The organism is Exiguobacterium sp. Leaf187 (assembly GCF_001423925.1).
Lineage (GTDB): Bacteria > Bacillota > Bacilli > Exiguobacteriales > Exiguobacteriaceae > Exiguobacterium_A > Exiguobacterium_A indicum.
Genome location: NZ_LMPR01000009.1, coordinates 1,198,820 through 1,219,098, shown reverse-complemented (window position 1 = coordinate 1,219,098; position 20,279 = coordinate 1,198,820). Strand labels below are relative to the sequence as shown.

Annotated in this window: 23 protein-coding genes and 1 other annotated feature; of the genes, 21 read left to right on the top strand and 2 right to left on the bottom strand. The window is 49.1% G+C overall.

Translation table 11 applies throughout. From position 1 onward, the window contains the following. Positions 1-66: 66 nt before the first annotated feature. The 18 genes from ASF99_RS10645 to ASF99_RS10560 all read left to right on the top strand — a co-directional run bounded on the left by ASF99_RS10645 (position 67) and on the right by ASF99_RS10560 (position 15,041). On the top strand, positions 67-591 hold the full coding sequence (locus tag ASF99_RS10645; protein ID WP_052017095.1) for a type II secretion system protein: 525 nt from the start codon (positions 67-69) through the stop codon (positions 589-591). Between the two features lie 55 nt (positions 592-646). Beyond that, positions 647-1,402, top strand: coding sequence for a prepilin peptidase (locus ASF99_RS10640; RefSeq protein WP_055968716.1), 756 nt, complete (start codon positions 647-649; stop codon positions 1,400-1,402). 18 nt (positions 1,403-1,420) lie between these two features. Beyond that, complete coding sequence (locus ASF99_RS10635; RefSeq protein ID WP_035396635.1) at positions 1,421-3,139, top strand: fimbrial assembly protein; 1,719 nt, start codon at positions 1,421-1,423, stop codon at positions 3,137-3,139. Beyond that, on the top strand, positions 3,136-3,858 hold the full coding sequence (locus tag ASF99_RS10630; RefSeq protein WP_023468954.1) for a hypothetical protein: 723 nt from the start codon (positions 3,136-3,138) through the stop codon (positions 3,856-3,858). Before ASF99_RS10635 ends, ASF99_RS10630 begins: the two co-directional genes overlap by 4 nt. 107 nt (positions 3,859-3,965) lie before the next feature. Beyond that, the gene (locus tag ASF99_RS10625; protein ID WP_035396637.1) at positions 3,966-4,541 is read left to right on the top strand and encodes a Maf family protein; all 576 of its coding nucleotides are present in this window, start codon (positions 3,966-3,968) and stop codon (positions 4,539-4,541) included. Between the two features lie 46 nt (positions 4,542-4,587). Then, complete coding sequence (radC, locus tag ASF99_RS10620; RefSeq protein ID WP_050677672.1) at positions 4,588-5,220, top strand: RadC family protein; 633 nt, start codon at positions 4,588-4,590, stop codon at positions 5,218-5,220. Positions 5,221-5,382: 162 nt separating this feature from the next. Continuing rightward, positions 5,383-6,417 carry a rod shape-determining protein gene (locus ASF99_RS10615; RefSeq protein ID WP_023468951.1) on the top strand — a complete coding sequence of 345 codons (1,035 nt, stop codon included), beginning with the start codon at positions 5,383-5,385 and terminating at the stop codon, positions 6,415-6,417. Positions 6,418-6,431: 14 nt separating this feature from the next. Then, positions 6,432-7,316 (top strand): rod shape-determining protein MreC, encoded by an 885-nt coding sequence (gene mreC, locus ASF99_RS10610; protein WP_023468950.1) that lies wholly within the window; start codon positions 6,432-6,434, stop codon positions 7,314-7,316. Continuing rightward, positions 7,309-7,812: a rod shape-determining protein MreD gene (mreD, locus tag ASF99_RS10605; protein WP_023468949.1), complete on the top strand. Its 504-nt coding sequence runs from the start codon at positions 7,309-7,311 to the stop codon at positions 7,810-7,812. Before mreC ends, mreD begins: the two co-directional genes overlap by 8 nt. Positions 7,813-7,815: 3 nt before the next feature. Further along, a complete protein-coding gene (locus ASF99_RS10600; RefSeq protein ID WP_023468948.1) occupies positions 7,816-8,490 on the top strand; it encodes a septum site-determining protein MinC in 675 nt (224 codons plus the stop codon). A 50-nt stretch (positions 8,491-8,540) separates the two neighbouring features. Next, entirely contained in the window at positions 8,541-9,344 is an 804-nt protein-coding gene (gene minD / locus ASF99_RS10595; RefSeq protein WP_029342255.1) for a septum site-determining protein MinD, read from the top strand. A gap of 63 nt (positions 9,345-9,407) precedes the next feature. After that, positions 9,408-10,748: a ribonuclease E/G gene (locus ASF99_RS10590; protein ID WP_055968714.1), complete on the top strand. Its 1,341-nt coding sequence runs from the start codon at positions 9,408-9,410 to the stop codon at positions 10,746-10,748. A 74-nt stretch (positions 10,749-10,822) separates the two neighbouring features. Continuing rightward, positions 10,823-10,892 (top strand) — a sequence feature (ribosomal protein L21 leader region). 15 nt (positions 10,893-10,907) lie between these two features. Continuing rightward, positions 10,908-11,216 carry a 50S ribosomal protein L21 gene (gene rplU / locus ASF99_RS10585; protein ID WP_012370978.1) on the top strand — a complete coding sequence of 103 codons (309 nt, stop codon included), beginning with the start codon at positions 10,908-10,910 and terminating at the stop codon, positions 11,214-11,216. 3 nt (positions 11,217-11,219) lie between these two features. Further along, positions 11,220-11,558, top strand: coding sequence for a ribosomal-processing cysteine protease Prp (locus ASF99_RS10580; protein ID WP_023468945.1), 339 nt, complete (start codon positions 11,220-11,222; stop codon positions 11,556-11,558). A 14-nt stretch (positions 11,559-11,572) separates the two neighbouring features. Beyond that, entirely contained in the window at positions 11,573-11,851 is a 279-nt protein-coding gene (gene rpmA, locus ASF99_RS10575) for a 50S ribosomal protein L27 (protein WP_012370976.1), read from the top strand. Between the two features lie 68 nt (positions 11,852-11,919). Then, positions 11,920-12,402 carry a Spo0B domain-containing protein gene (locus tag ASF99_RS10570; protein WP_055968711.1) on the top strand — a complete coding sequence of 161 codons (483 nt, stop codon included), beginning with the start codon at positions 11,920-11,922 and terminating at the stop codon, positions 12,400-12,402. A gap of 15 nt (positions 12,403-12,417) precedes the next feature. After that, the gene (obgE, locus tag ASF99_RS10565; RefSeq protein ID WP_023468943.1) at positions 12,418-13,713 is read left to right on the top strand and encodes a GTPase ObgE; all 1,296 of its coding nucleotides are present in this window, start codon (positions 12,418-12,420) and stop codon (positions 13,711-13,713) included. Between the two features lie 53 nt (positions 13,714-13,766). Then, the gene (locus ASF99_RS10560; protein WP_235515917.1) at positions 13,767-15,041 is read left to right on the top strand and encodes a hemolysin family protein; all 1,275 of its coding nucleotides are present in this window, start codon (positions 13,767-13,769) and stop codon (positions 15,039-15,041) included. Positions 15,042-15,082: 41 nt separating this feature from the next. On the opposite strand, the gene ASF99_RS10555 is transcribed toward ASF99_RS10560, so the two are convergent. After that, complete coding sequence (locus ASF99_RS10555) at positions 15,083-15,625, bottom strand: transcription repressor NadR (RefSeq protein ID WP_055968707.1); 543 nt, start codon at positions 15,623-15,625, stop codon at positions 15,083-15,085. A 24-nt stretch (positions 15,626-15,649) separates the two neighbouring features. Beyond that, entirely contained in the window at positions 15,650-16,732 is a 1,083-nt protein-coding gene (locus ASF99_RS10550) for a cysteine desulfurase family protein (RefSeq protein WP_023468940.1), read from the bottom strand. Between the two features lie 98 nt (positions 16,733-16,830). On the opposite strand from ASF99_RS10550, the gene ASF99_RS10545 reads away from it, so the two are divergent. From ASF99_RS10545 to nadA, 3 genes are read left to right on the top strand one after another with little or no spacing between them, the layout of a single operon-like run. Further along, positions 16,831-18,300 carry an L-aspartate oxidase gene (locus ASF99_RS10545; protein ID WP_055968705.1) on the top strand — a complete coding sequence of 490 codons (1,470 nt, stop codon included), beginning with the start codon at positions 16,831-16,833 and terminating at the stop codon, positions 18,298-18,300. Next, the gene (nadC, locus tag ASF99_RS10540; RefSeq protein WP_023468938.1) at positions 18,224-19,066 is read left to right on the top strand and encodes a carboxylating nicotinate-nucleotide diphosphorylase; all 843 of its coding nucleotides are present in this window, start codon (positions 18,224-18,226) and stop codon (positions 19,064-19,066) included. Before ASF99_RS10545 ends, nadC begins: the two co-directional genes overlap by 77 nt. Beyond that, positions 19,056-20,153: a quinolinate synthase NadA gene (gene nadA / locus ASF99_RS10535; protein WP_055968703.1), complete on the top strand. Its 1,098-nt coding sequence runs from the start codon at positions 19,056-19,058 to the stop codon at positions 20,151-20,153. Before nadC ends, nadA begins: the two co-directional genes overlap by 11 nt. Positions 20,154-20,279: the final 126 nt, after the last annotated feature.

Genomic DNA, 20,279 nt, shown 5'->3' with positions numbered 1-20,279 from the left:
TATTCGTTTGGATAGTAAGTCTTACTAACCAAGAACAGTAAAAAAGCACTAGGGAGGCATAATGAAATGATCGAACGTTTAAAAGAAATTTGGTTAGATGCAAAACAAATGCGCGATGAGCGCGGACTGACATTGATCGAGTTACTCGTCGTCGTCGTTATCTTAGGTATCATCGCAGCAATCGCTGTCGTCGCAATTGGTGGATTGATTGATAACTCACGTAAGGATGCACAGGTATCAAATGCAAAACAGTTATTAAGTGCTGCAAAACTTTATACTTCTCAAAACACTCTAGAGAGCGGTGAAGTAGTTCAGTTAGGACTATTAAAAGGTGGAGCAACTATGACTGACTCAACTGACAAAGGTACAACAGCTGCACCAAGAACAGGGAATTTGGACAAATTTGTTGATTCACTTAAGGATCCTATGGATGGTGATGCTGATTATCAAGATGCTTATGTTCAAGTAACAGAAGCCTCGGGTAAATATACATATAAAGTATATTTAGTTGGTTCAAAAAGTTACTTTAACGGTGATGGTCCTGGTGGCTTAAAGCGTGCAGGAGTATCATCAAATACCGTGACACCATAACTTCCCCCCTCCTCGGGGGTTTTTTTCTGAACTTTTTTGAAAGGGAGGTCGTGTCATGACGATCGTCTTCACGGTATATTTTTTCTTGTTAGGTTTATTGATCACATCGTTTACAAATGTCGTCGGTTTGCGTGTTCCGGTCGGGGAGTCGATCGTTCATCCACGTTCCCATTGCCCGACCTGTGGACATGTGCTTGGACCACTCGAACTGACGCCAGTACTCGGATATGTAGTACTCGGTGGGAAGTGTCGTTCTTGTGGACAGGTGATTTCAATCAAGTATCCAGCGCTTGAACTACTCGGTGGAATGCTCTATGCGTATGCCTTTTGGCAGTTCGGTTGGTCGATGGAACTTGCGTTGACACTCACTCTAACTAGTCTCTTGTTTATTCTTACGATGTCTGATCTTGCCTATATGCTCATACCGAATAAAATTTTACTGTTCTTTTTACCAATTGCCTTGATTGTGCGCTACCTTTCTCCACTTGAAAACTGGTATAATCCAATTATTGGAGGAATTGTCGGATTCGTTCTATTGTTCGTCATTTTTCTTGCATCACGACGCGGTATGGGAGCGGGAGATGTCAAGCTCTTCGGTTTACTCGGGATTTTCCTTGGACCCCTTCATGTCGTCATCGCGTTGTTTGTTTCAGCATTTGTTGGTTCAGTGATCGGGCTGACGCTACTCGGAACGGGACGCGTCAGACGAAAACAACCGATACCATTCGTTCCCTCCATTGCGATCGGGACATTACTTACATATTATTTTGCGGATGATTGGGTGTCGTGGTACCTCGATTTACTGCTTTAAGAAAGGAAGAACGTACATATGACGCAACGGCGTAAAGGTACATATGTTTATTTTAATTTTACGGACGTCGCTATTTTTGGTGCGGTTGTCAAAAAAGGGGTCTTGAAACGACGTGCTGTCGTATCTCTGCCGGCAGGTACGTTACAGGGTGGATGGCTTCAACCGGAAGCGTCGCTCGATCTGATTTTTGATAGTCTATTGACGAAGTTGAAAGTTCCTCGCGGATCTAAAGCCGTTCTCGCGCTGGATGGTTCACTCGTCCTTGCGCGGAAACTCGATATTCCGGAGACGATTGCGACGAATCAGATCCGGGGTTATTTATTCATGGAGATTGGTCATAGCATTGTCCTTCCTTTTGAAGAACCATACTTCGATTACACTGTCCTTGAAGACGGTGAAAAGCGTGAAATCATGCTGTATGCGGCACCGAATGAAGCACTGAAACAATATACGCAATTGTTTAAACAAAAGCATCTTCGATTAGTGGCAGCGGAGCCGCAACCACTGTCTACCTACTTTGGTCTTGAAGCGCATTATCCAGCAGCAGATACCGATACGCTACTGATTTGGAATGCGAACGCGACGAACCATCAATTGATTATCATCGAAGATCGTGTACCACGCCTGATTCGCTCAGTGGATACGTTTTCGGCAGATGCTTGGGATGTAGACGTGATCGAGGATCAATTGCATTATCGCTATCGATCAGATGATCAGACAGTCGAACTCGTCTTGGATGAAATGCTGTTAGAATTTTCGCGTGTGCTAGACTTTTACCGCTTCTCGCTCGCTCGAGAAAGCCGCGAAATCAAGACGGTTGTCCTTGCGGGAGACTTCCCGTTTCGAGATGAATTAGCGACACGATTCCGAACGAACTTTGATCTTCAGTTAGATGAAGTACCGGACATGATGACGATCGATAGTCAATCGGTTCCACGCATTTACTTACCGATCGTCGGTCTAGCCACTGCGCGACCAGATCGTATCAATCTTTTACCGGAAAGTGACGAGGCACCGAAATATCCGCTTGTCGCTTCGCTGATTTTATTATTATTTGGTGGATTGATTGGTGGTTATTTATATTGGCAAACGGATCAGTTCGCTAACCGAGTGGAATCCGTAGACGATCAGATTCAAATCGTCCGACAATTACAATCCGAATCCGATCAGTCGTCTAAACAAGAAGTCGTTCAATTGAAACAGACGGTCGAGTCGCTAGAAGAAGCACCTAAGCCAGCTGTTCCAACACTTGAGCGAATCACACGTTACTTACCGGAACGCGGATACATTCTTCAGTACGCATATGGAGCGGATGATACCGTTGCTATGACGGCTCAGTTTGAGACACTCGATGAGCTGAATGATTTTTACCGAGAGTTGCTGACCGATAAAGTGTTCTCCGGTACGACACTGGCAAGCGTTACGACAAAAACGATGAATGAAAAAACAGATGTCGTGACAACGACAACGGTTGATCCGGCGACCGGTCAAGAGATTCCAACGACGGAAATTACTCCGAATGATGACACGAAGACAGAAGAACCGCGATATATCGGTCAGTTTTCTATGGAAGTCAATCCTGAGGAGGTTGTTAAGGGAGAGACCAATGAGGCAGACCCGGCAGTACCGAAAGAAGATAAGCCATCTGAGCCAGAAATTGAAGGGGACGGTCAAACACCGGATGATCCTTCAGGAGAAGTCATCTCGACAGAAGTTGAGGAGGTGCCTGAAAATTGAAGCGATATAGCAGTTACCTCCTTCTCTTTTTATCAATTCTCATCGTTTTAGGTGGCATTGGGTATTTTGGATATACGACGTATATGACACATCAAACCTTGCAACAAAAAGAGGCGACACTCAAACGAGAGCAAATGGCGTTAGAGCAAGCAAAAGCAAATGAGCAAAAAGTGGACGTGGCAGAATCGAGTTTCCTACAACAAAAAGTTCCGGTGACGGCATCGAATGATGATGTTATCGATGCGATCAACGCAGCAAGTCAGATTGCTGGAGTAAAAGTACAGTCGATTACTTTCGGTCAGTCGACAGAGACTACACCACAATCTCCCGTAACGTCCACACCGGCTGTTGACGGAGCGATGGCGACCGAATCGGATCAAGCGACAACGCCTACAGCGACTACTCCCGCAGCAAATGCGACACCGTTACCAGCTTCTTTGACGATTGAAGCACCGTCATATCTTGAATTGATGGCCTTCTTGAAACAAATTGAGCGAACAGATCGCATTACGATTCTTCGCCAGATTCAGTTGACTGGTCCAGAAGAACAAGGACCTGGCGGTGGCGCAATTCAATTGGAAAACGAAATGCTATCTTTCACAGTCGAAATTGAATCGTATTACCGTCCGGATTTAACGAAGTTGACGCCTGATAAACAGACGCCGCTTAAAGAAAAAACACCAAAGTCAGATCCATTTGTCGATGTGACAGGAAATTAAGATGAGTTTGGCGGTTCCTACTCTGTTAGGGACCGCTTGTTTTTTGTTAGACTATACGATGACTCGAATTATCCGATTCGAAATTAACGGGAAAGAACGTGATACTAATGGTAACGCAACCACACTTGATCCTTGCCTCGGCTTCACCACGCCGGACGGAACTTCTAAAGCAAATTGGAATCCCTCACGAAGTCGTACCTGCGAATGTCGTCGAAGAGGCACCATTTCCGATGTCACCGCATGAGTACGTCCGTTATCTATCGCAAAAGAAAGCGCGAGCGATTACGATAGACGGCGTCATTTTGGCTGCGGATACGGTCGTCGCGATTGATGACATGATTCTTGAGAAGCCAGCAAATAGTTCTGAGGCACGGGCGATGCTTGCGCGTCTGTCAGGACGCGCTCATGAGGTCGTGACAGGCGTGACGATTCGCTTTGGTGAAAAGGAGGAGACGTTCGACGTGACGACACACGTTCGTTTTGGTGCATTGTTAAACGAGTGGATCGAAGGGTATATCGCGACGAACGAGCCTTACGATAAAGCGGGTGGCTATGGTATCCAAGCGATGGGAGGGCTATTCGTCGAGGCGATTGAGGGCGATTATTATAATGTCGTTGGATTGCCCATACACGAGATCACGAAACGTCTCGCGTCGTTTAAAATCAAGCCGATGTTTGCGTAATTCTGAAACAGAGAGGTCGGATGCTGTGATTGAATGGCCGAAGGATATGGTTCAGTTGAAAGGCTTGGCACAAGCGACGACAGTCGAACTGCTCGCGTGTCTTGTCCGAAGTGGGACACGGGACCGGACCCCGCTTGAAATCGCGGAAGAATTACTGCATATCTATCCTTCGCTGATCGAACTCGAAGCGGCTGGAGTCGGAGGACTCGAAAAAGCACCAGGGGTCGGAAAGGCGAAGGCATTACAAATCATGGCGGGACTGGAACTGGGTCGTCGTCTCGTCACGGAACCGAAGTGGGTGCGACCAACGATTCGTTCACCGGAAGACGCAGCGGAGCTGTTGTTAGAAGAGATGCGTCTTTATCAACAAGAACACTTCATCTGTCTGTATTTGAATACGAAAAATGAGGTCGTTTCGAAAAAGACGTTATTCATTGGAGGATTGAACACGTCGATCGTCCACCCGCGTGACGTCTTCCGGGAAGCGATTCGTTGTTCGGCTGCGAATTTCATCGCTGTGCATAATCATCCGTCGGGTGATCCGACACCGAGTCGAGAGGATATCGAGGTATCAGAGCGGCTCGTTGAGGCAGGACGGCTCATTGGAATCAGTTGTCTTGACCACATCATCATCGGGCACGGACAATTTATTAGTATGAAACAGCGCGGATTTATGTAAGAATAACGTCTGAAGGGAAAGTTTCGTTTCTTTCCATCAGACGTTTTTTTGTGTGTTTTCTAAGGCGAACTGTAAACAAGCTGTAACGTTTTAACGCTTTCCAATGAAGGCTTTTCCGTTATAATTAGTGAAGTGTATTCTCAGAGAGGGGTTTTTTGAATAATGTTTGGATCATTCAGCCGTGAAATCGGCATTGACTTAGGTACGGCTAACACGCTCGTGTATGTAAAGGGGCAAGGAATCGTCGTCCGCGAACCGTCCGTCGTCGCTTTCCGTACGGATACAGGAAAAATTGAAGCGGTCGGTAACGCAGCGAAAAACATGATCGGTCGTACGCCGGGTAACGTGACAGCACGACGCCCGATGAAAGACGGGGTTATCGCGGATTATGAAACAACCGCTACGATGATCAAATACTTCATGGATCAAGCTTCGAAGAAAAAAGGTTTGTTCTCTTCAAAAACAAACGTCATGATCTGTGTACCAAGTGGGATCACATCGGTCGAAAAACGTGCGGTTGAAGATGCAGCGAAACTTGCGGGAGCGCGTGAAGCGTACACGATTGAAGAACCATTTGCAGCAGCAATCGGTGCAGGTCTTCCGGTTTCAGAACCAACAGGCTCGATGGTCGTTGATATCGGTGGTGGTACGACGGAAGTTGCTGTTATCTCACTCGGTGGTATCGTCACGAGTCAATCGATTCGTGTCGGTGGAGACGAGATGGATGAATCCATCATTCGTTACATCAAGTCGAAGTACAACCTGATGATCGGGGAGCGGACAGCTGAGACGTTGAAAATGACAATCGGTTACGCACGCATCGATGAAGAATCAGAAAATGAAACGATGGAGATCCGTGGACGCGATCTCGTGACAGGTCTTCCAAAACAGATTGAAGTCACAAGTGCCGAAATTTGTGATGCACTTTCAGATACGGTCGATGCGATTCTTGCGGGTGTCAAGCACACGCTTGAGCAGACACCTCCTGAATTATCAGCAGACGTCATGGACCGCGGTATCGTTCTGACTGGCGGTGGGGCTCTCTTAAAGAACCTCGATGCTGTCATCGAAGACGAAACACGTATTTTGACACTCGTTGCAGAAAATGCACTCGATTGTGTCGCAATCGGTACAGGAAAATCACTCGAGATGATGAATGTCCTTCGTTCGAAATCAGGCATCTCGCAAAAAAGATAAGGATGGGATGAGCGATGAAGCGATTTTTAAACAATCGAAAACTGCTCATCACACTCCTTAGTTTTCTCCTTTTGGTGATTTTGATCGGCATTTCGCTGCAAGGGCGTAACCAATCCCACTGGTATCAAAGCTTCGTGCGTGATACCGCGGGCGTCGGTCAACGCCTTTTCGCGACACCGATTGGCTGGATTGATGATACGGTCACTTCGATTAGAGAAGTGCGTGACGTTTACAAAGAGAACGAACACTTGAAATCACGATTGAATGACTATGCTGGTAATGCGGTCAAAGTCCGTGATCTTGAGCGTGAGAATAAAGAATTGAAGGATATGCTCGACCTGAACGGATCGATCCGCGACTACAAGTTGTTACCGGCAGAGATGATTGGTCGGACGGCATCTGAATGGCAACGGTTCGTGACGATCAACATCGGTGAACAAAAGGGTGTCAAGGCGAACATGGCCGTTGTAACAGCAGACGGACTAATTGGTCGCGTCATCCAAGCGAGCGCCTATACGTCTCTCGTACAGTTGATGTCGGATACGAGTCGGACGAATAACGTCTCGGCAACGGCTGACGATACGAAGGGAAAAGGTGTTTTCGGTACGATCGAGGGGTTTGATGAAGAAACGAAATTACTCAAGTTCACGAAAATTCCGAACGACGCGAAGCTGAAAAAAGGGCAGACCGTCACGACGTCAGGTCTTGGTGGAAAGTATCCGAGTGGGATCGTCATTGGAAAAATCACGGAAGTGAAATCCGATCAGTATGGGGCTTCAAAAATCGCATACGTCAAACCGGCAGCAGACTTCGAACAGTTCGGTCATGTCTTCGTGATTGAACGCGAAGCGAAGGAACCTTTCGCTGAGACCGATAAGGGAGGGGACACTCGTGAATAACGTTAAGTTGTTTTTCGCCGTGTTCCTTCTTTTCATCTTGGAAGGAACGCTGTTCGCAGGACCTCTCGGAGATGGATCGCCGTATGTCATTCATGCGACATTGATCGGTTTGATGTTCCTTGGTCGATATGGAAAACTCGAACAGGCACTCGGATTCGGACTCGTCTTCGGATTGTTGTATGATTTCGTCTATTCGGATATCATCGGCATTTACTTATTTGCGTTATCCGCCATTCCGCTTTTTAGTAGCTTCGTGCTAAAATATGTAAAGGAGAACGTATTAACGATTCTTGTCACGTTCACGTTCAGTGCCATTTTGTATGAACTCGATATATATTTCTTCACGGCTTCGGTCGTTGGTGTCGGGGTATCCTTCCAGGAACTCGCGACACAGATCATTCCAAGGAGTCTGGTTGCGCAGTTGATCGGGATCATCATCCTGTATTATCCGATGACCCGACTCGTGCAGTCGACCCTTGACGAGAAAAGAGGATGAGTCATGATTGAGCGTAAACGTTATGTAACGATGAAAGGTCATCGTGGTGGCCTCGCCGTCTATGTGAATGAAAGGTGCAGTGTGGATGAATTTCTTGACGATTTAGAGTTGACGCTTGCGGACAAATCCGTCGAGAACGGACGCGCCGTACCGATCACCTTCTTCTTCGGTCGACGTTATGTCGATGAAGGGGTGTTGACGGCCGTCGAATCTATCGTCGCGCGACATGATTCCTTCTCTTTCAAAGGTTATGACAGTGAGTGCATCACGAAGGACGAGGCAAAAGCCTTGTACGGAGAGCGAACGTTCCACTATTTCGGTGGCACGGCACGCAGTGGGCACGTATTAGACGTCGAAGGCTCGATCGTCATCATCGGAGATATCAATCCGGGGGCGGTCGTTCATGCGACAGGAAGTATCTATTGTCTCGGTGCGTTACGGGGGACCGTTCATGCGGGGAAAGGTGGCAATACGGAAGCCGTCATCGCGGCGAGCGTGTTGCAACCGAAGTGGATTGCGGTCGCTGGCACCGTCCATGAGGAACCGGAGGACGCGCCAATTCCTGCTCTCGATATGGGTTGTGCATTTTTAGGTGAAGACGGGGTCGAATTCTCCCGCCTTCAAACCGTTCCGCTCGCGCGGATGGATCAGTTTGCGATTGATAGTGAAAGAGGGTGACGGATATGGAACAAGTGAAAGAACAGGTACATATGGAGGCGAAGACGAACATGGGACGCGCCATCGTCGTCACATCCGGTAAAGGTGGCGTCGGAAAGACAACGACGACTGCAAACATCGGAACAGCACTTGCATTGATGGGACATTCCGTTTGTCTCGTTGATACGGATATCGGGTTACGTAATCTGGATATCGTGCTTGGTCTCGATAACCGGAGTATCTATAACATCGTTGACGTCGTGACAGGGCAATGTAAATTGCACCAAGCACTCGTCCGCGATAAACGTTTTGAAGAGATGTATCTGTTGCCTGCTGCTCAATCAAAGGATAAGTCCTCCGTCACACCCGAACAGGTGAAGGCAATCATCGATACACTGAAACTCGAATACGACTTCGTCTTGATTGATTGCCCTGCAGGAATCGAACAAGGCTTCATGAATGCGATCGCTGGGGCCGATGAAGCCGTCGTCGTGACGACACCGGAAAAAGCAGCCGTTCAAGATGCGGACCGGATCATCGGAATGCTCGAGCGTTCAGAACGTAACATCGTTCCGAAACTCGTCATCAACCGGGTGCGTTCACACATGATGGCATCTGGTGATATGCTCGACATCGATGAAATCATGCGTATCCTTTCGATTGATCTGCTTGGTTTGATCATCGATGATGAAGAAGTCATCGCCGCTTCCCACCGTGGTGTGCCTGTGACGATGAATCCGGATAACCGGGCTGGACTCGGCTACCGGAACATTGCCCGCCGGATTCTCGGAGAATCTGTACCACTGCTTGATTTAAATGAACAACCGCAAAAAGGGTTCTTCGTCAAATTGAAGAAGATGCTTGGGATGAAATAAGAATGGGAAATTAGACTAGGACGACATCGTCGCGCCTAGTCTAATTTTTTTGGAGGGATCAGTATGCGATGGATTAGTGAACAGACCGCTTCGCTTGAACGATTGGCATTGGTCGAAGGCGGTCGATTGATTGAATACCATGAGCGGATGCGTGACGAGATTCGGGTTGGCACTTTCGTCTATGCCAAGGTCGACCGGTTGCATCCGACGCTCGGAGCAGCCTTTTTGATTGCGACCGACGGTACACCGCTTTACTTACCGCTAAATGAGACGATTGAAGCGTTGCACCGTTATCCGGACGTACCGACGATCGGACAAGCCGTCCAGGTCGGACAGACGTTACTCGTCCAGGTCGTCAAAGAGGGCGTTGCACCGAAACAACACAAAGTGACGCAAAACATCACCTATGGTGGACGTTATCTCGTTTATTTCCCGTACGGTCGACGCATCCGTTTCAGTCGAAAGCTGGATCTCGTCGTCCAGCGTCAACTGGCGGAACAATTGACGACAACAGAAGAAGAAGGAATTCTCTACCGGACGGAGGCAGCAAAAGCATCAATCGACGAATTGAAGCAAGAGCTGCAGTCGTTACGGACACGACATAAAGAACTCATGCAGGCACCGCGTCTTGAACAAGACGAGGCACTGATCGTCCAAGAAGCGAAACGTCTTCCGCACGTCATGGAAGCACTCGTCATGACGCGTCAGGAAAAGGAACGACTCGAACTACTCGGTCTGTCCGTCGAACGCTCGCTACGAAAAGGACGCTTACCCGAGATGGAAGCAATCGATGGCGCAATCGAGAAAGCGATGCAACGGGTCGTCTGGCTTGACGGAGGAGCGTATCTCTTGATTGAAGAGGTCGAGACGATGACTGTCATCGACGTCAACAGTGGGAAGACGATCTCCGTCAAGGAACAAAAGCGGACGTTTGATCAAATCAATGAAGCGGCTGCTGTCGAAGTCATGCGGCAATTGCGGTTACGCAACATCAGCGGGATGATTGCGATCGATTTCCTGCGTGGTTCAAGTAAGGGGCAGACACGGGTGACCCAGCTCCTCAAAGAGCGCGCGGCACTCGAGACGAAACAAATCGAAGTCTATGGGTTTACGAAGATGGGTTTATGCGAACTGACACGACAACGTCACGGGAAATCGCTACAGGAACGCTCGCAGGAATCCGGACAGTGGACGCGATTGAGTGTCTATCGCTTGATTGAACCGAAGTTACTTGAGATTGCGACCTATGCGGAAGCAGCCGTGATTCGCGCACCACGGCATCTGTTGCAGGACGAATTCATCTCTCGTCAACCGCTCGAAGTCCATGTGCTCGAAGGCGATCCAGCGGTCCTGTTCACCGGGTCGTCACAGGACTGTCTCGATTTCATCAAACGATCGGAATAATCCTTCAGAACAGCATTGACAAGGTAGAAGAACGTTTGGTATTCTGAATAACGTTAGTTCGTTTGGAAGCACCCAAATGACTACAACCGCACAGACCGGGTTTTAAAGCATTCGCTGCCCGTGATGGCGAGTCTGAGTTCCTAAGAGGAGGTGCACGTAATGTACGCAATTATCAAAACTGGTGGTAAACAAGTCAAAGTTGAAGCTGGCCAAGAAATCTACGTTGAGAAATTAAACGCAGACGTCGACAGCACAGTTGAATTTGGTGAAGTATTGATCCTTGGTGGTGACGATGTTAAAGTCGGCGCTCCACTCGTAGAAGGTGCGAAGGTCGTAGCAACGGTCATCAAACACGCTCGCGCGAAAAAGATCACTGTCTTCAAAATGAAAGCGAAAAAGAACTACCGTCGTAAGCAAGGTCACCGTCAACCTTACACGAAGGTCCGCATCGAGAAAATCGAAGCGTAAGCCATGATACGTGTCAAGATTCGACGAGATGAAGCGGAACTCGTCCGCTCCATCGAAGTGACAGGACATGCCGAGTTTGCAGAACCAGGTCTCGACCTTGTCTGTGCTGGCGTCTCGTCGGTGATCTTCGGGGCATACAATGCCATAGAAGCATTACTCGGGCAGGTCCTGCTCCTTGAAATGGCAGAACAACAAGAGGGTGGCTACTTTTATGTAGAACCGTACGCTGACTTAGCACCGGATGTCAGTGAGCGCACCCAATTGTTACTGGAAGCGACTTTGGTCCAACTTGGTACCATCGCTGAAAGTTACGGTGAGTTTATCCAACTTGAACAAGTATAGGAGGTGGATTCCACATGTTGAAACTTAATCTTCAGTTCTTCGCATCGAAAAAAGGGGTAGGTTCGACAAAGAACGGTCGTGACTCGCAATCGAAACGCCTTGGGGCGAAACGTGCAGACGGTCAAACTGTTTCTGCTGGTTCAATCCTCTACCGTCAACGCGGTACGAAGATTCACCCAGGTATGAACGTCGGACGTGGTGGCGATGATACACTTTTCGCAACTGCAACTGGTGTCGTTCGTTTCGAACGTCTCGGACGCGACAAGAAACAAGTCAGCGTTTACCCAGCATAAGGATCGACGAAGCAGACTCTAGCCACTTTCGAGGGTTAGGGTCTGTTTTTTTTAGGAGGGAACGACCGATGAAGGAACAGCAGGTACTTGATCTTTTAAAGACTCTTCGTCACGAGTGGTTGAACCGGATACAACTCGTCCGTTCGTATGGCGCGATCGGAGACGAACAAGCAGTCGAGTCGATCTGTTCGGCGTACCGGGAGCAAGCATCTCGGGAAGGACGTCTAGCGCGAATCGGATTGCCGAAAACCGCACTGGCGTTACTGCAAGCTGAATGGTCAGGCAAAACTGTGACGTATGATGTCATCGGAGCACCCCACATGGAAGATGAGCGGCTGAAGCAACTCGTCGAAGCAGCCATCGCCATGATTGATGTAGGAGTAGGTGAAGTATCCGTGACCTTCCACGAGGGCGTGACCATCGAGATCTATCGGGATCTACTAGATATGTCGCGCCTTGAGGATCTAGTGACGCCGATGGAAATCGAGTCGCAGACGGAAAATGAGTGTGTGATTGAGATTGAAAGTCTTCCGTTTGAGGAAGAGAAGTAAGAGGAGGGATCCGACATGTTTGTCGATCAGGTAAATATTTATGTAAAAGCAGGTGACGGAGGACGTGGGCAAGTAGCGTTCCGTCGTGAGAAATACGTTCCGGACGGCGGTCCTGCCGGCGGTGACGGTGGTCACGGGGCACACGTCGTCCTTGAAGTTGACGAAGGACTTCGGACATTGATGGACTTCCGTTACAAACGTCACTTTAAAGCGGTTCAAGGTGAAAACGGCATGTCAAAAGGGATGCACGGTCGTAAAGCCGAGCATCTAATCGTCAAGGTCCCACCGGGCACAGTCGTCTACGATGACGATACGAATGCGGTCATCGCTGACCTCGTCCATCACGGACAACAAGCGATCGTCGCAAAAGGTGGACGTGGCGGACGTGGGAATACACGTTTTGCGACACCTGCCAACCCAGCACCTGAGCACGCTGAAAACGGTGAGCCAGGGGAAGAGAAGTACTTGAAACTTGAACTGAAGATGCTAGCAGACGTCGGTCTCGTCGGTTTCCCGAGCGTCGGAAAATCAACGATGTTATCGGTCGTTTCAGCAGCACGTCCGAAAATCGGCGCATATCACTTCACGACGATCACACCGAACATCGGTGTCGTCGAAACGGAAGATAGCCGTAGTTTCGTCATGGCTGACTTGCCAGGATTGATCGAAGGCGCAAGTGAAGGGGTCGGACTCGGTCACCAGTTCCTCCGTCACGTCGAGCGGACGAAAGTCATCGTCCACGTCATCGACATGAGTGGGATGGAAGGTCGCGATCCAATCGAAGACTACAACATCATCAATAAAGAACTCGCGGACTATAATCTGCGCTTAACAGAACGTCCGCAAGTCGTCGTCGCGAATAAGATGGACATGCCAGATGCGGCAGAACATCTTGAAGCCTTCAAGGAAGCTTTCCCAGAGCTTGAAGTATTCGAGATTTCAGCAGCAACACGTCAAGGGTTACGCGATCTGTTATTCCGAATCGCTGACCTCGTCGATGCGACACCAGAATTCGGTCTTGAGGAACTCGAAGAGAAAACAGCGACACCACGTGTCGTCTACGGTTACGAAGCACCAGAAGCTGGCTTTACGATTTCGAAAGATGAAGACGATTGCTTCGTCATCAAAGGACCACGCATTGAAAAACTCTTCACTATGACGAACTTCATGCGTGAAGAATCGATTAAACGTTTCGCTCGGACACTGCGTCAAATGGGTGTCGACGAAGAGTTGCGTCGTCTTGGTGCGATCGACGGCGACGTCGTTCGAATCCGCGATTTCGAGTTCGAATTCGTCGAGTCATCATTCTAAGCGGTTCATTCCATTAGGAAACGGAGTGTGAAAGCATCGTGGACCCATTGCCCATGATTTCAGTCGTTTGGTTAATTCCGATTCTCATGTTATCTGCGTTCTTTTCCTCAGCCGAGACGGCACTCGCGAGTGTCAATCGGTTGCGGTTGTTGCATCAATCGGAAGCAGGGGACGCGCGTGCGTCCCGTGTATTTCGCTTACTTCAACGCTACGAAGAGACACTGACGTCGATTTTGATTGGGAATACGATTGTCAACGTCGCCTTTATCTTATTTGGTGGCTGGTGGATCATCCAGTTCGTCGAGACGATCGCAACACAAACCGTTGCCTTTCTTGCGCTGTTTTTTCTGTTGCTGTTGTTCGGAGAATTGATACCGAAGTCGTATGCTCGTGAACATACGGAACGTTACGTGTTATTGATAGGACGTCCACTGCGTTTCTTCTTACTGTGCTTTCGACCGCTCGTTTTCCTGTTACTCCGCTTACGCCAATTGGCGCTACGATTGATTGGGGCTGATCCGAAAGGACCGCTCGTGACCGAACAGGAACTCAAGGCACTCGTCGATATTAGTCAGGAAGAAGGGATCATGGGGCTTGCAGAGGCTGAACTCGTTCATCAAGCAGTTGATTTTCAACATGCGACGGTCGAGGATGCGCTGACGCCACGGATGGATATTCAAGCGATCGATATCGATGCGCGGCTCGAAGACATCATTGTAGAAGTCCAAAAGGGTGGCTATTCTCGTCTACCGGTCTATAAAGATTCGATTGATCACGTCATTGGTGTATTATCGGAGCGGGACTTTCTGCGTGCATACGTGAAGAACGGCTCCGTTGATATCCGAGAATGGATTCGACCGGTATCGTTCGTCGTACCACAGACGCGATTGATGGATTTATTACCGGAACTCAAAGTCAAGCAGTCCCACATGGCAGTTGTCCTTGATGAATTCGGAGGGACGGCAGGTCTGATCACCCTTGAGGATATTTTAGAAGAAATCGTCGGGGAGATTTGGGATGAACACGATGAATCGTTGGAATATACGAAACGGATTGGTCCAGAGCAATACGAATGTCTAGCGGAGTATGACATTGAAGACTTCTGTCAGCAATTTCAATTGACGATGCCGGACACCGATGCCCAGTCACTTGGGGGATGGATCATGGAGGAGAGCGGTCAATTGCCAGACGTCGGAACGGCGATGCGTTATGAACGTGTCACGTTGACCGTCTTGCATATCGAAAACCGACGCGTCCGCAAAGTCTTAGCAACGTTCGATCCTCCTGCTACGATGCCGGAGACACGACTTGAACCGATTGAACGATAAAAAAACCGCTTATTCCTTAGGAATAGGCGGTTTTTTGATGTTCAGACATCGAGTTCCGAAACGAGAATTCCGAGACGATCGAGTTTAGCGATAGCGGCTTCCAGTGCGTCTTCATGATCAGCCTCAAGCGTATGAATATGGACTCCGTCCGTCAGGCTCGAGAGTGGAGTGGCTTGCGTCTCATGTAACTTCTCTAGCAATACCCGGACATCCCGGCGGCTTTTTAGCATCAATTCTCCAGTGATGAAGCCGTAGACGGGATGTTCGATGATGACATCGCGGACGACGACCCCTTCGTCAACAATGGCGTCACACTCATCCTTTAATTGATCGATGCCGTGACGACAAACGATCTTGCGACGTAATTTCGATCCGTCGATTTCAGGATCATTGATTAAATAACCTCGAGCTGTCGCGATGACAGGATATCCTTTTGCCTTTAACAAAGATAAATCCTGCACGATCACTTGACGACTGACGCCTGCTTGTTTCGCCAGTGCCGTTCCCGTGACAGGTTGCTCACTTTCCTCAATCATACGAAGTAATGATTTCCGGCGTTCTTCTCCGGAGATGCGTTTCCCCATCATGTCTCCTACCTTTCTTCAGTGTCATGAGATCGTGTTCAACACATCAATGCACTGTTCGATTTCTTCGTTCGTCGTCTGTCTTCCAAAACTGAGTCGTATCAACCCGTGAGCCGCTGATTCGTCAAAGCCGATGGCACGTAATGTCGCATTCGGACCGTTTTCTCCAGCACGACAAGCACTACCAGCGGAAACCGCGATTCCAGCACGATTCAAGGCGAGCAATGCGTATTGACCATCCCGTTGCTTCGTATGGATGGCGCAGATGGAAGCGAGTTGCGTCGGCGACTCGATGATCGTGTAACGAGACGAAGACAATGTTTTTTTTAGCATACCACGAAATCGACGGCTTGAAGCTTGGATTCCTGGATTTTCGAAGCGAGACGCCTCACAGGCAGCGATGAAGGCGGCAATTCCTGGAACGTCCACTGTGCCTGGGCGGATTCCGAATTCGTGATGTCCCTCGTAATAAGGGCTGAAGAGCGGACGCCGCAAGTACAAAGCGCCCAATCCTTTTGGTCCATACACTTTATGACTACTCATCGTGTAGGCATCAAAAGCGTCGATGTTGATTGCATCTTTTAAAAATCCTTGGACACCATCGCAATGAAACAGAATCTCGCGCGATTGACAGTATGCTGCAATCCGTTCGACCGGAAAGCGAAAACCCGTATCCGAATTGACATGTTGAATCGAGACAACACCGATTTCATCCGTACAAGCTGCAACGAATTGTTCCCAATCGAACGTTCCGTCCGGTAATAAAGAAAGGTGTCGTGTTTCTTGTGCCCAGCGCGCAAGCGGAAGCAAGACCGAGTCGTGTTCACATCGAAGTGTCAAGACAACTGATTTGTTACTCTGTCGCATCAGATGGGTCAAAGCAATGTAGTTTGCTTCAGATCCACTCCCTGTAAAGATGACGGTTCCTTCTTGTTGAGCCAATTGTTGCATCAGATACTGACGAGCTCGTTCGAGTAAACGTTCAGCGTTGCCACCGATGTCATGAAGAGAAGAACTGTTGCCGTAGAACGACTGAGCGGCTTGTTGATAATGATCGAGTGCTTGTGGATGCAGCGGAGTCGTCGCTGCGTAATCGAGATAGATCATGAAAAAATCCTGTCCTTTCGTCTTGTCACTCAGCTAAAAGTATGCCAAACTTATTGTCAAGTCAATAGTAAACATTTAGATATAGAGGTGTAAAACATATGTCTTTACATAAAAGGATTGAGACGGATGTTTTGATCATTGGAACAGGGCTCGCTGCAATATCGGTCGCTCTGCATCTTCCACCCGGAACGGAAGCGTTGCTTGTCACAAAAGGCACGCGGTTTGAGACAAATTCCGTTCGAGCACAAGGTGGGATTGCTTCCGCTTATGCAGAAGTCGATCATCGTGATCACTTTGAAGATACATGCCAAGCAGCAAAAGGGCGTATCAATCCGTCCGTCGTCGATTACGTCACTCGATCGGGAACCGAGGCGATGGAATTCTTGTTACGACAAGGCGTTCCATTCGATCAATCCGAGGGAGAGTTTTTGCTCGGTCGTGAAGGAGCGCATCGTTTGTCGCGGATTTATCACTGTGGCGGGGACGAGACTGGTAAACGGATCATGAAGACGTTGATGCCGCGAGTACCATTTCCGATTCTTGAGCAGACGTGTATCACGGAGTTGATTCAAGTCAACGGGCAGGTAGTAGGTGCAGTCGGATATAGCGAGGGAGAGCCAATCGAGATTGTGGCGCGCGCGACGATTCTTGCGACCGGTGGAGTGGGTGGATTATTCGCGGCGTCGACGAATGACCCTTTGATTCAAGGAGACGGGATTGCACTCGCCTTTGAAGCGGGGGCGACGATTCGTGATCTCGGTTATATCCAGCATCATCCGACGGTACTCGTTCATGCTGGTCGCTCGGAAGGTTTGATCACGGAAGCACTACGAGGTGCAGGAGCGACGCTTGTAACGAAAAATGGTGACCGGATCATGGCGGATCATCCGATGCAAGATTTAGCGGCGCGAGATGAAGTCGCAAAACGAATCCATGAGGTGCGAAAATGTGAACCGGTCTATCTCGATACGTCAAACGTCGTCGACCGGACGAAACGGTTTCCAACGTTTGTTGAAAAATGTGAAAAACTGAACATAAATCCGGATCTCGTTGAAATTGCACCAGGCATCCATTTCTTGATGGGTGGGATCGAAACGGATCTGACGGGGCAGACGCATGTCGAAGGACTTTACGCGGTTGGTGAGACAGCATCGATTGGACTACACGGTCGAAATCGTCTGGCGTCGAACTCGCTCCTTGAATGTGTTGTTATGGGGAAAGCAGTAGCAGAACAGCTCGAGTTGTTACCGGAACTTTTAGTAAAACAAGTGAAACGACGCCCGGGAACACTTCGTTCCGTAACAGACCGTCTATCACAGGTCATTGGTGTCGAAATGGATGTTAAGCAAATAGAAGATAGTTTAGAAGAGTTAAAAAGCTGGACATTAGACGAATCCGGACAGGAAGCGGAAGAGAATCGATTACGTCACGTAACGGCATGTCTGTTGCTTGAAGGGGCGCGAAGTCGGTTGACAGGAGAGGATGAGAACGTTGAACAAGTGGCAGTTACGGCAACAACTGGAAGCATTTTTAATCGAGGACATCGGACAGTGGGATATCACGAGTGAAGGATGTCTGACGGGACAAGAACGCGGGACCGGTCGTTTTCTAGCAAAGGAAGACGGTGTCTTTTGCGGAGTCGACATCATTCGGGAGATGGCACATCTCTTACAAGTCGACGTGACGATTCATGTAGCGGAAGGGACGATCGTCACGCGAGGAACACTCCTTGCCGAGTGGTCTGGTTCGTTACAGGACATTTTAAGCGGAGAACGGGTCGCCTTGAACCTAGTGCAACGCTTATCTGGGATTGCGACGAAGACACGTCAAGCGGTCGAGGTAGCAGCAGGACGAATCCGAATCACGGATACACGAAAGACGACCCCTGGATTACGAATGCTCGAAAAACATGCCGTTCGCGTCGGGGGTGGATATAGTCATCGCGGACGTCTCGATGACGCCGTCATGATCAAGGATAACCACATCACAGTCGCGGGATCGATCACAGAGGCGGTGGCGCGAGCAAAACGTGTCGCGGGTCATACGACACCAATCGAAGTCGAAGTCGAGACGGAAGCGGAAGTACTGGAGGCAGTGGCTGCAAAAGTCGATATCATCATGCTCGATAATCGGACACCAGCAGAAATCAAACAACTCCGGCAATTGATTCCACCGCATATCACGGTCGAGTTATCCGGCGGGATCACGATAGACACGTTATCAGACTTCGCGGATAGCGGAGCAGACGTCATCTCACTCGGGGCACTCACCCATTCAGCAACAGCACTTGATATCAGCATGAAAATCGAAGGAGGAAAAAAAGATGTCATTTGATCTATTACGTCACGAAGGGATTCCAGTGTCATACTTACAGCAATCAGAAGCAGACTTGATCGCAATCATCGAAGGGGTCAAAGCACGGATGGGCAGTCGCTTGTTCTTACCTGCCCACCACTATCAAAAAGATGAAGTTGTCCAGTTCGCGGATGCGACGGGAGATTCGCTCCAGCTCGCGCAAGTCGCGAAGCAGATGACAGAAGCGGAATATACAGTCTTTTGTGGTGTCCACTTCATGGCAGAGACGGCAGACATGCTGACGGATGCGTCACATACAGTTGTTTTGCCTGACATGCGTGCTGGCTGTTCGATGGCAGATATGGCGAATGATACGCAAACGGAGCGCGCATTTACAATCTTGACGGAACGATTCGGGGAGTCGATTTTACCGTTGACGTATGTCAATTCGACGGCAGCGATCAAAGCATTCGTCGGTCGTCACGGTGGGGCAACGGTGACGTCGTCAAATGCTGTCCAGATGGTTGAGTGGGCGCTTGCTGAACGCGACATCTTATTCTTCCTGCCCGATCAACACCTCGGTCGCAATACGGCGCACGCACTCGGAATTCCGTTAGAACAGATGGCGATTTGGGATCCGATCAAGGACGAACTCGTTTTTGACGGGGAAGACCAAGACGTCCGCGTCATCTTGTGGAAAGGACACTGCTCGGTCCATGAAAAATTCACGGTCGGTCAGATTGAACAGTTCCGCAAGACTGATCCGGAGCGAAAGATTCTCGTTCACCCGGAATGTTCGCACGAAGTCGTGACAGCGTCTGATCTTAACGGATCAACGGCGTACATCATTCAACAAATCGAACAGGCTGCTCCCGGAACGAAGTGGGCGATCGGAACAGAGATGAATCTCGTCAATCGACTTGCGACGACGCATCCGGAACTCGATATTGTGTCGCTCAATCCGTTCATGTGTCCGTGTTTGACGATGAACCGGATCGACTTACCACACTTGGCGTGGGCGCTCGAACAAGTCGAAGCCGGTGAGCCGGTCAACATCATTACGGTCGACGCAGAGACGACGCGGCATGCCGTGTTGGCGCTCGAACGGATGCTTGCGCGTTCTTAAAATAGAGAATCGGAGCGTGGTCGTGCGAACGATCACGCTTTTTTGTCTTCGGATTGAGAGAGCGAACATATGTATTGATTTTTGCTGAAGAACGCTTTGAAGCCAAACGAAGATGTATGCTACAAT

Bases quoted from the DNA above. Each gene is read 5' to 3' on its own strand.
- ASF99_RS10645 (WP_052017095.1), top strand. From the start codon at position 67: ATGATCGAACGTTTAAAAGAAATTTGGTTAGATGCAAAACAAATGCGC.
- ASF99_RS10640 (WP_055968716.1), top strand. From the start codon at position 647: ATGACGATCGTCTTCACGGTATATTTTTTCTTGTTAGGTTTATTGATC.
- ASF99_RS10635 (WP_035396635.1), top strand. From the start codon at position 1,421: ATGACGCAACGGCGTAAAGGTACATATGTTTATTTTAATTTTACGGAC.
- ASF99_RS10625 (WP_035396637.1), top strand. From the start codon at position 3,966: ATGGTAACGCAACCACACTTGATCCTTGCCTCGGCTTCACCACGCCGG.
- radC (WP_050677672.1), top strand. From the start codon at position 4,588: ATGGTTCAGTTGAAAGGCTTGGCACAAGCGACGACAGTCGAACTGCTC.
- ASF99_RS10615 (WP_023468951.1), top strand. From the start codon at position 5,383: ATGTTTGGATCATTCAGCCGTGAAATCGGCATTGACTTAGGTACGGCT.
- mreC (WP_023468950.1), top strand. From the start codon at position 6,432: ATGAAGCGATTTTTAAACAATCGAAAACTGCTCATCACACTCCTTAGT.
- ASF99_RS10600 (WP_023468948.1), top strand. From the start codon at position 7,816: ATGATTGAGCGTAAACGTTATGTAACGATGAAAGGTCATCGTGGTGGC.
- minD (WP_029342255.1), top strand. From the start codon at position 8,541: ATGGGACGCGCCATCGTCGTCACATCCGGTAAAGGTGGCGTCGGAAAG.
- ASF99_RS10590 (WP_055968714.1), top strand. From the start codon at position 9,408: ATGCGATGGATTAGTGAACAGACCGCTTCGCTTGAACGATTGGCATTG.
- rplU (WP_012370978.1), top strand. From the start codon at position 10,908: ATGTACGCAATTATCAAAACTGGTGGTAAACAAGTCAAAGTTGAAGCT.
- ASF99_RS10580 (WP_023468945.1), top strand. From the start codon at position 11,220: ATGATACGTGTCAAGATTCGACGAGATGAAGCGGAACTCGTCCGCTCC.
- rpmA (WP_012370976.1), top strand. From the start codon at position 11,573: ATGTTGAAACTTAATCTTCAGTTCTTCGCATCGAAAAAAGGGGTAGGT.
- ASF99_RS10570 (WP_055968711.1), top strand. From the start codon at position 11,920: ATGAAGGAACAGCAGGTACTTGATCTTTTAAAGACTCTTCGTCACGAG.
- obgE (WP_023468943.1), top strand. From the start codon at position 12,418: ATGTTTGTCGATCAGGTAAATATTTATGTAAAAGCAGGTGACGGAGGA.
- ASF99_RS10560 (WP_235515917.1), top strand. From the start codon at position 13,767: ATGATTTCAGTCGTTTGGTTAATTCCGATTCTCATGTTATCTGCGTTC.
- ASF99_RS10555 (WP_055968707.1), bottom strand. From the start codon at position 15,625: ATGGGGAAACGCATCTCCGGAGAAGAACGCCGGAAATCATTACTTCGT.
- ASF99_RS10550 (WP_023468940.1), bottom strand. From the start codon at position 16,732: ATGATCTATCTCGATTACGCAGCGACGACTCCGCTGCATCCACAAGCA.
- ASF99_RS10545 (WP_055968705.1), top strand. From the start codon at position 16,831: ATGTCTTTACATAAAAGGATTGAGACGGATGTTTTGATCATTGGAACA.
- nadA (WP_055968703.1), top strand. From the start codon at position 19,056: ATGTCATTTGATCTATTACGTCACGAAGGGATTCCAGTGTCATACTTA.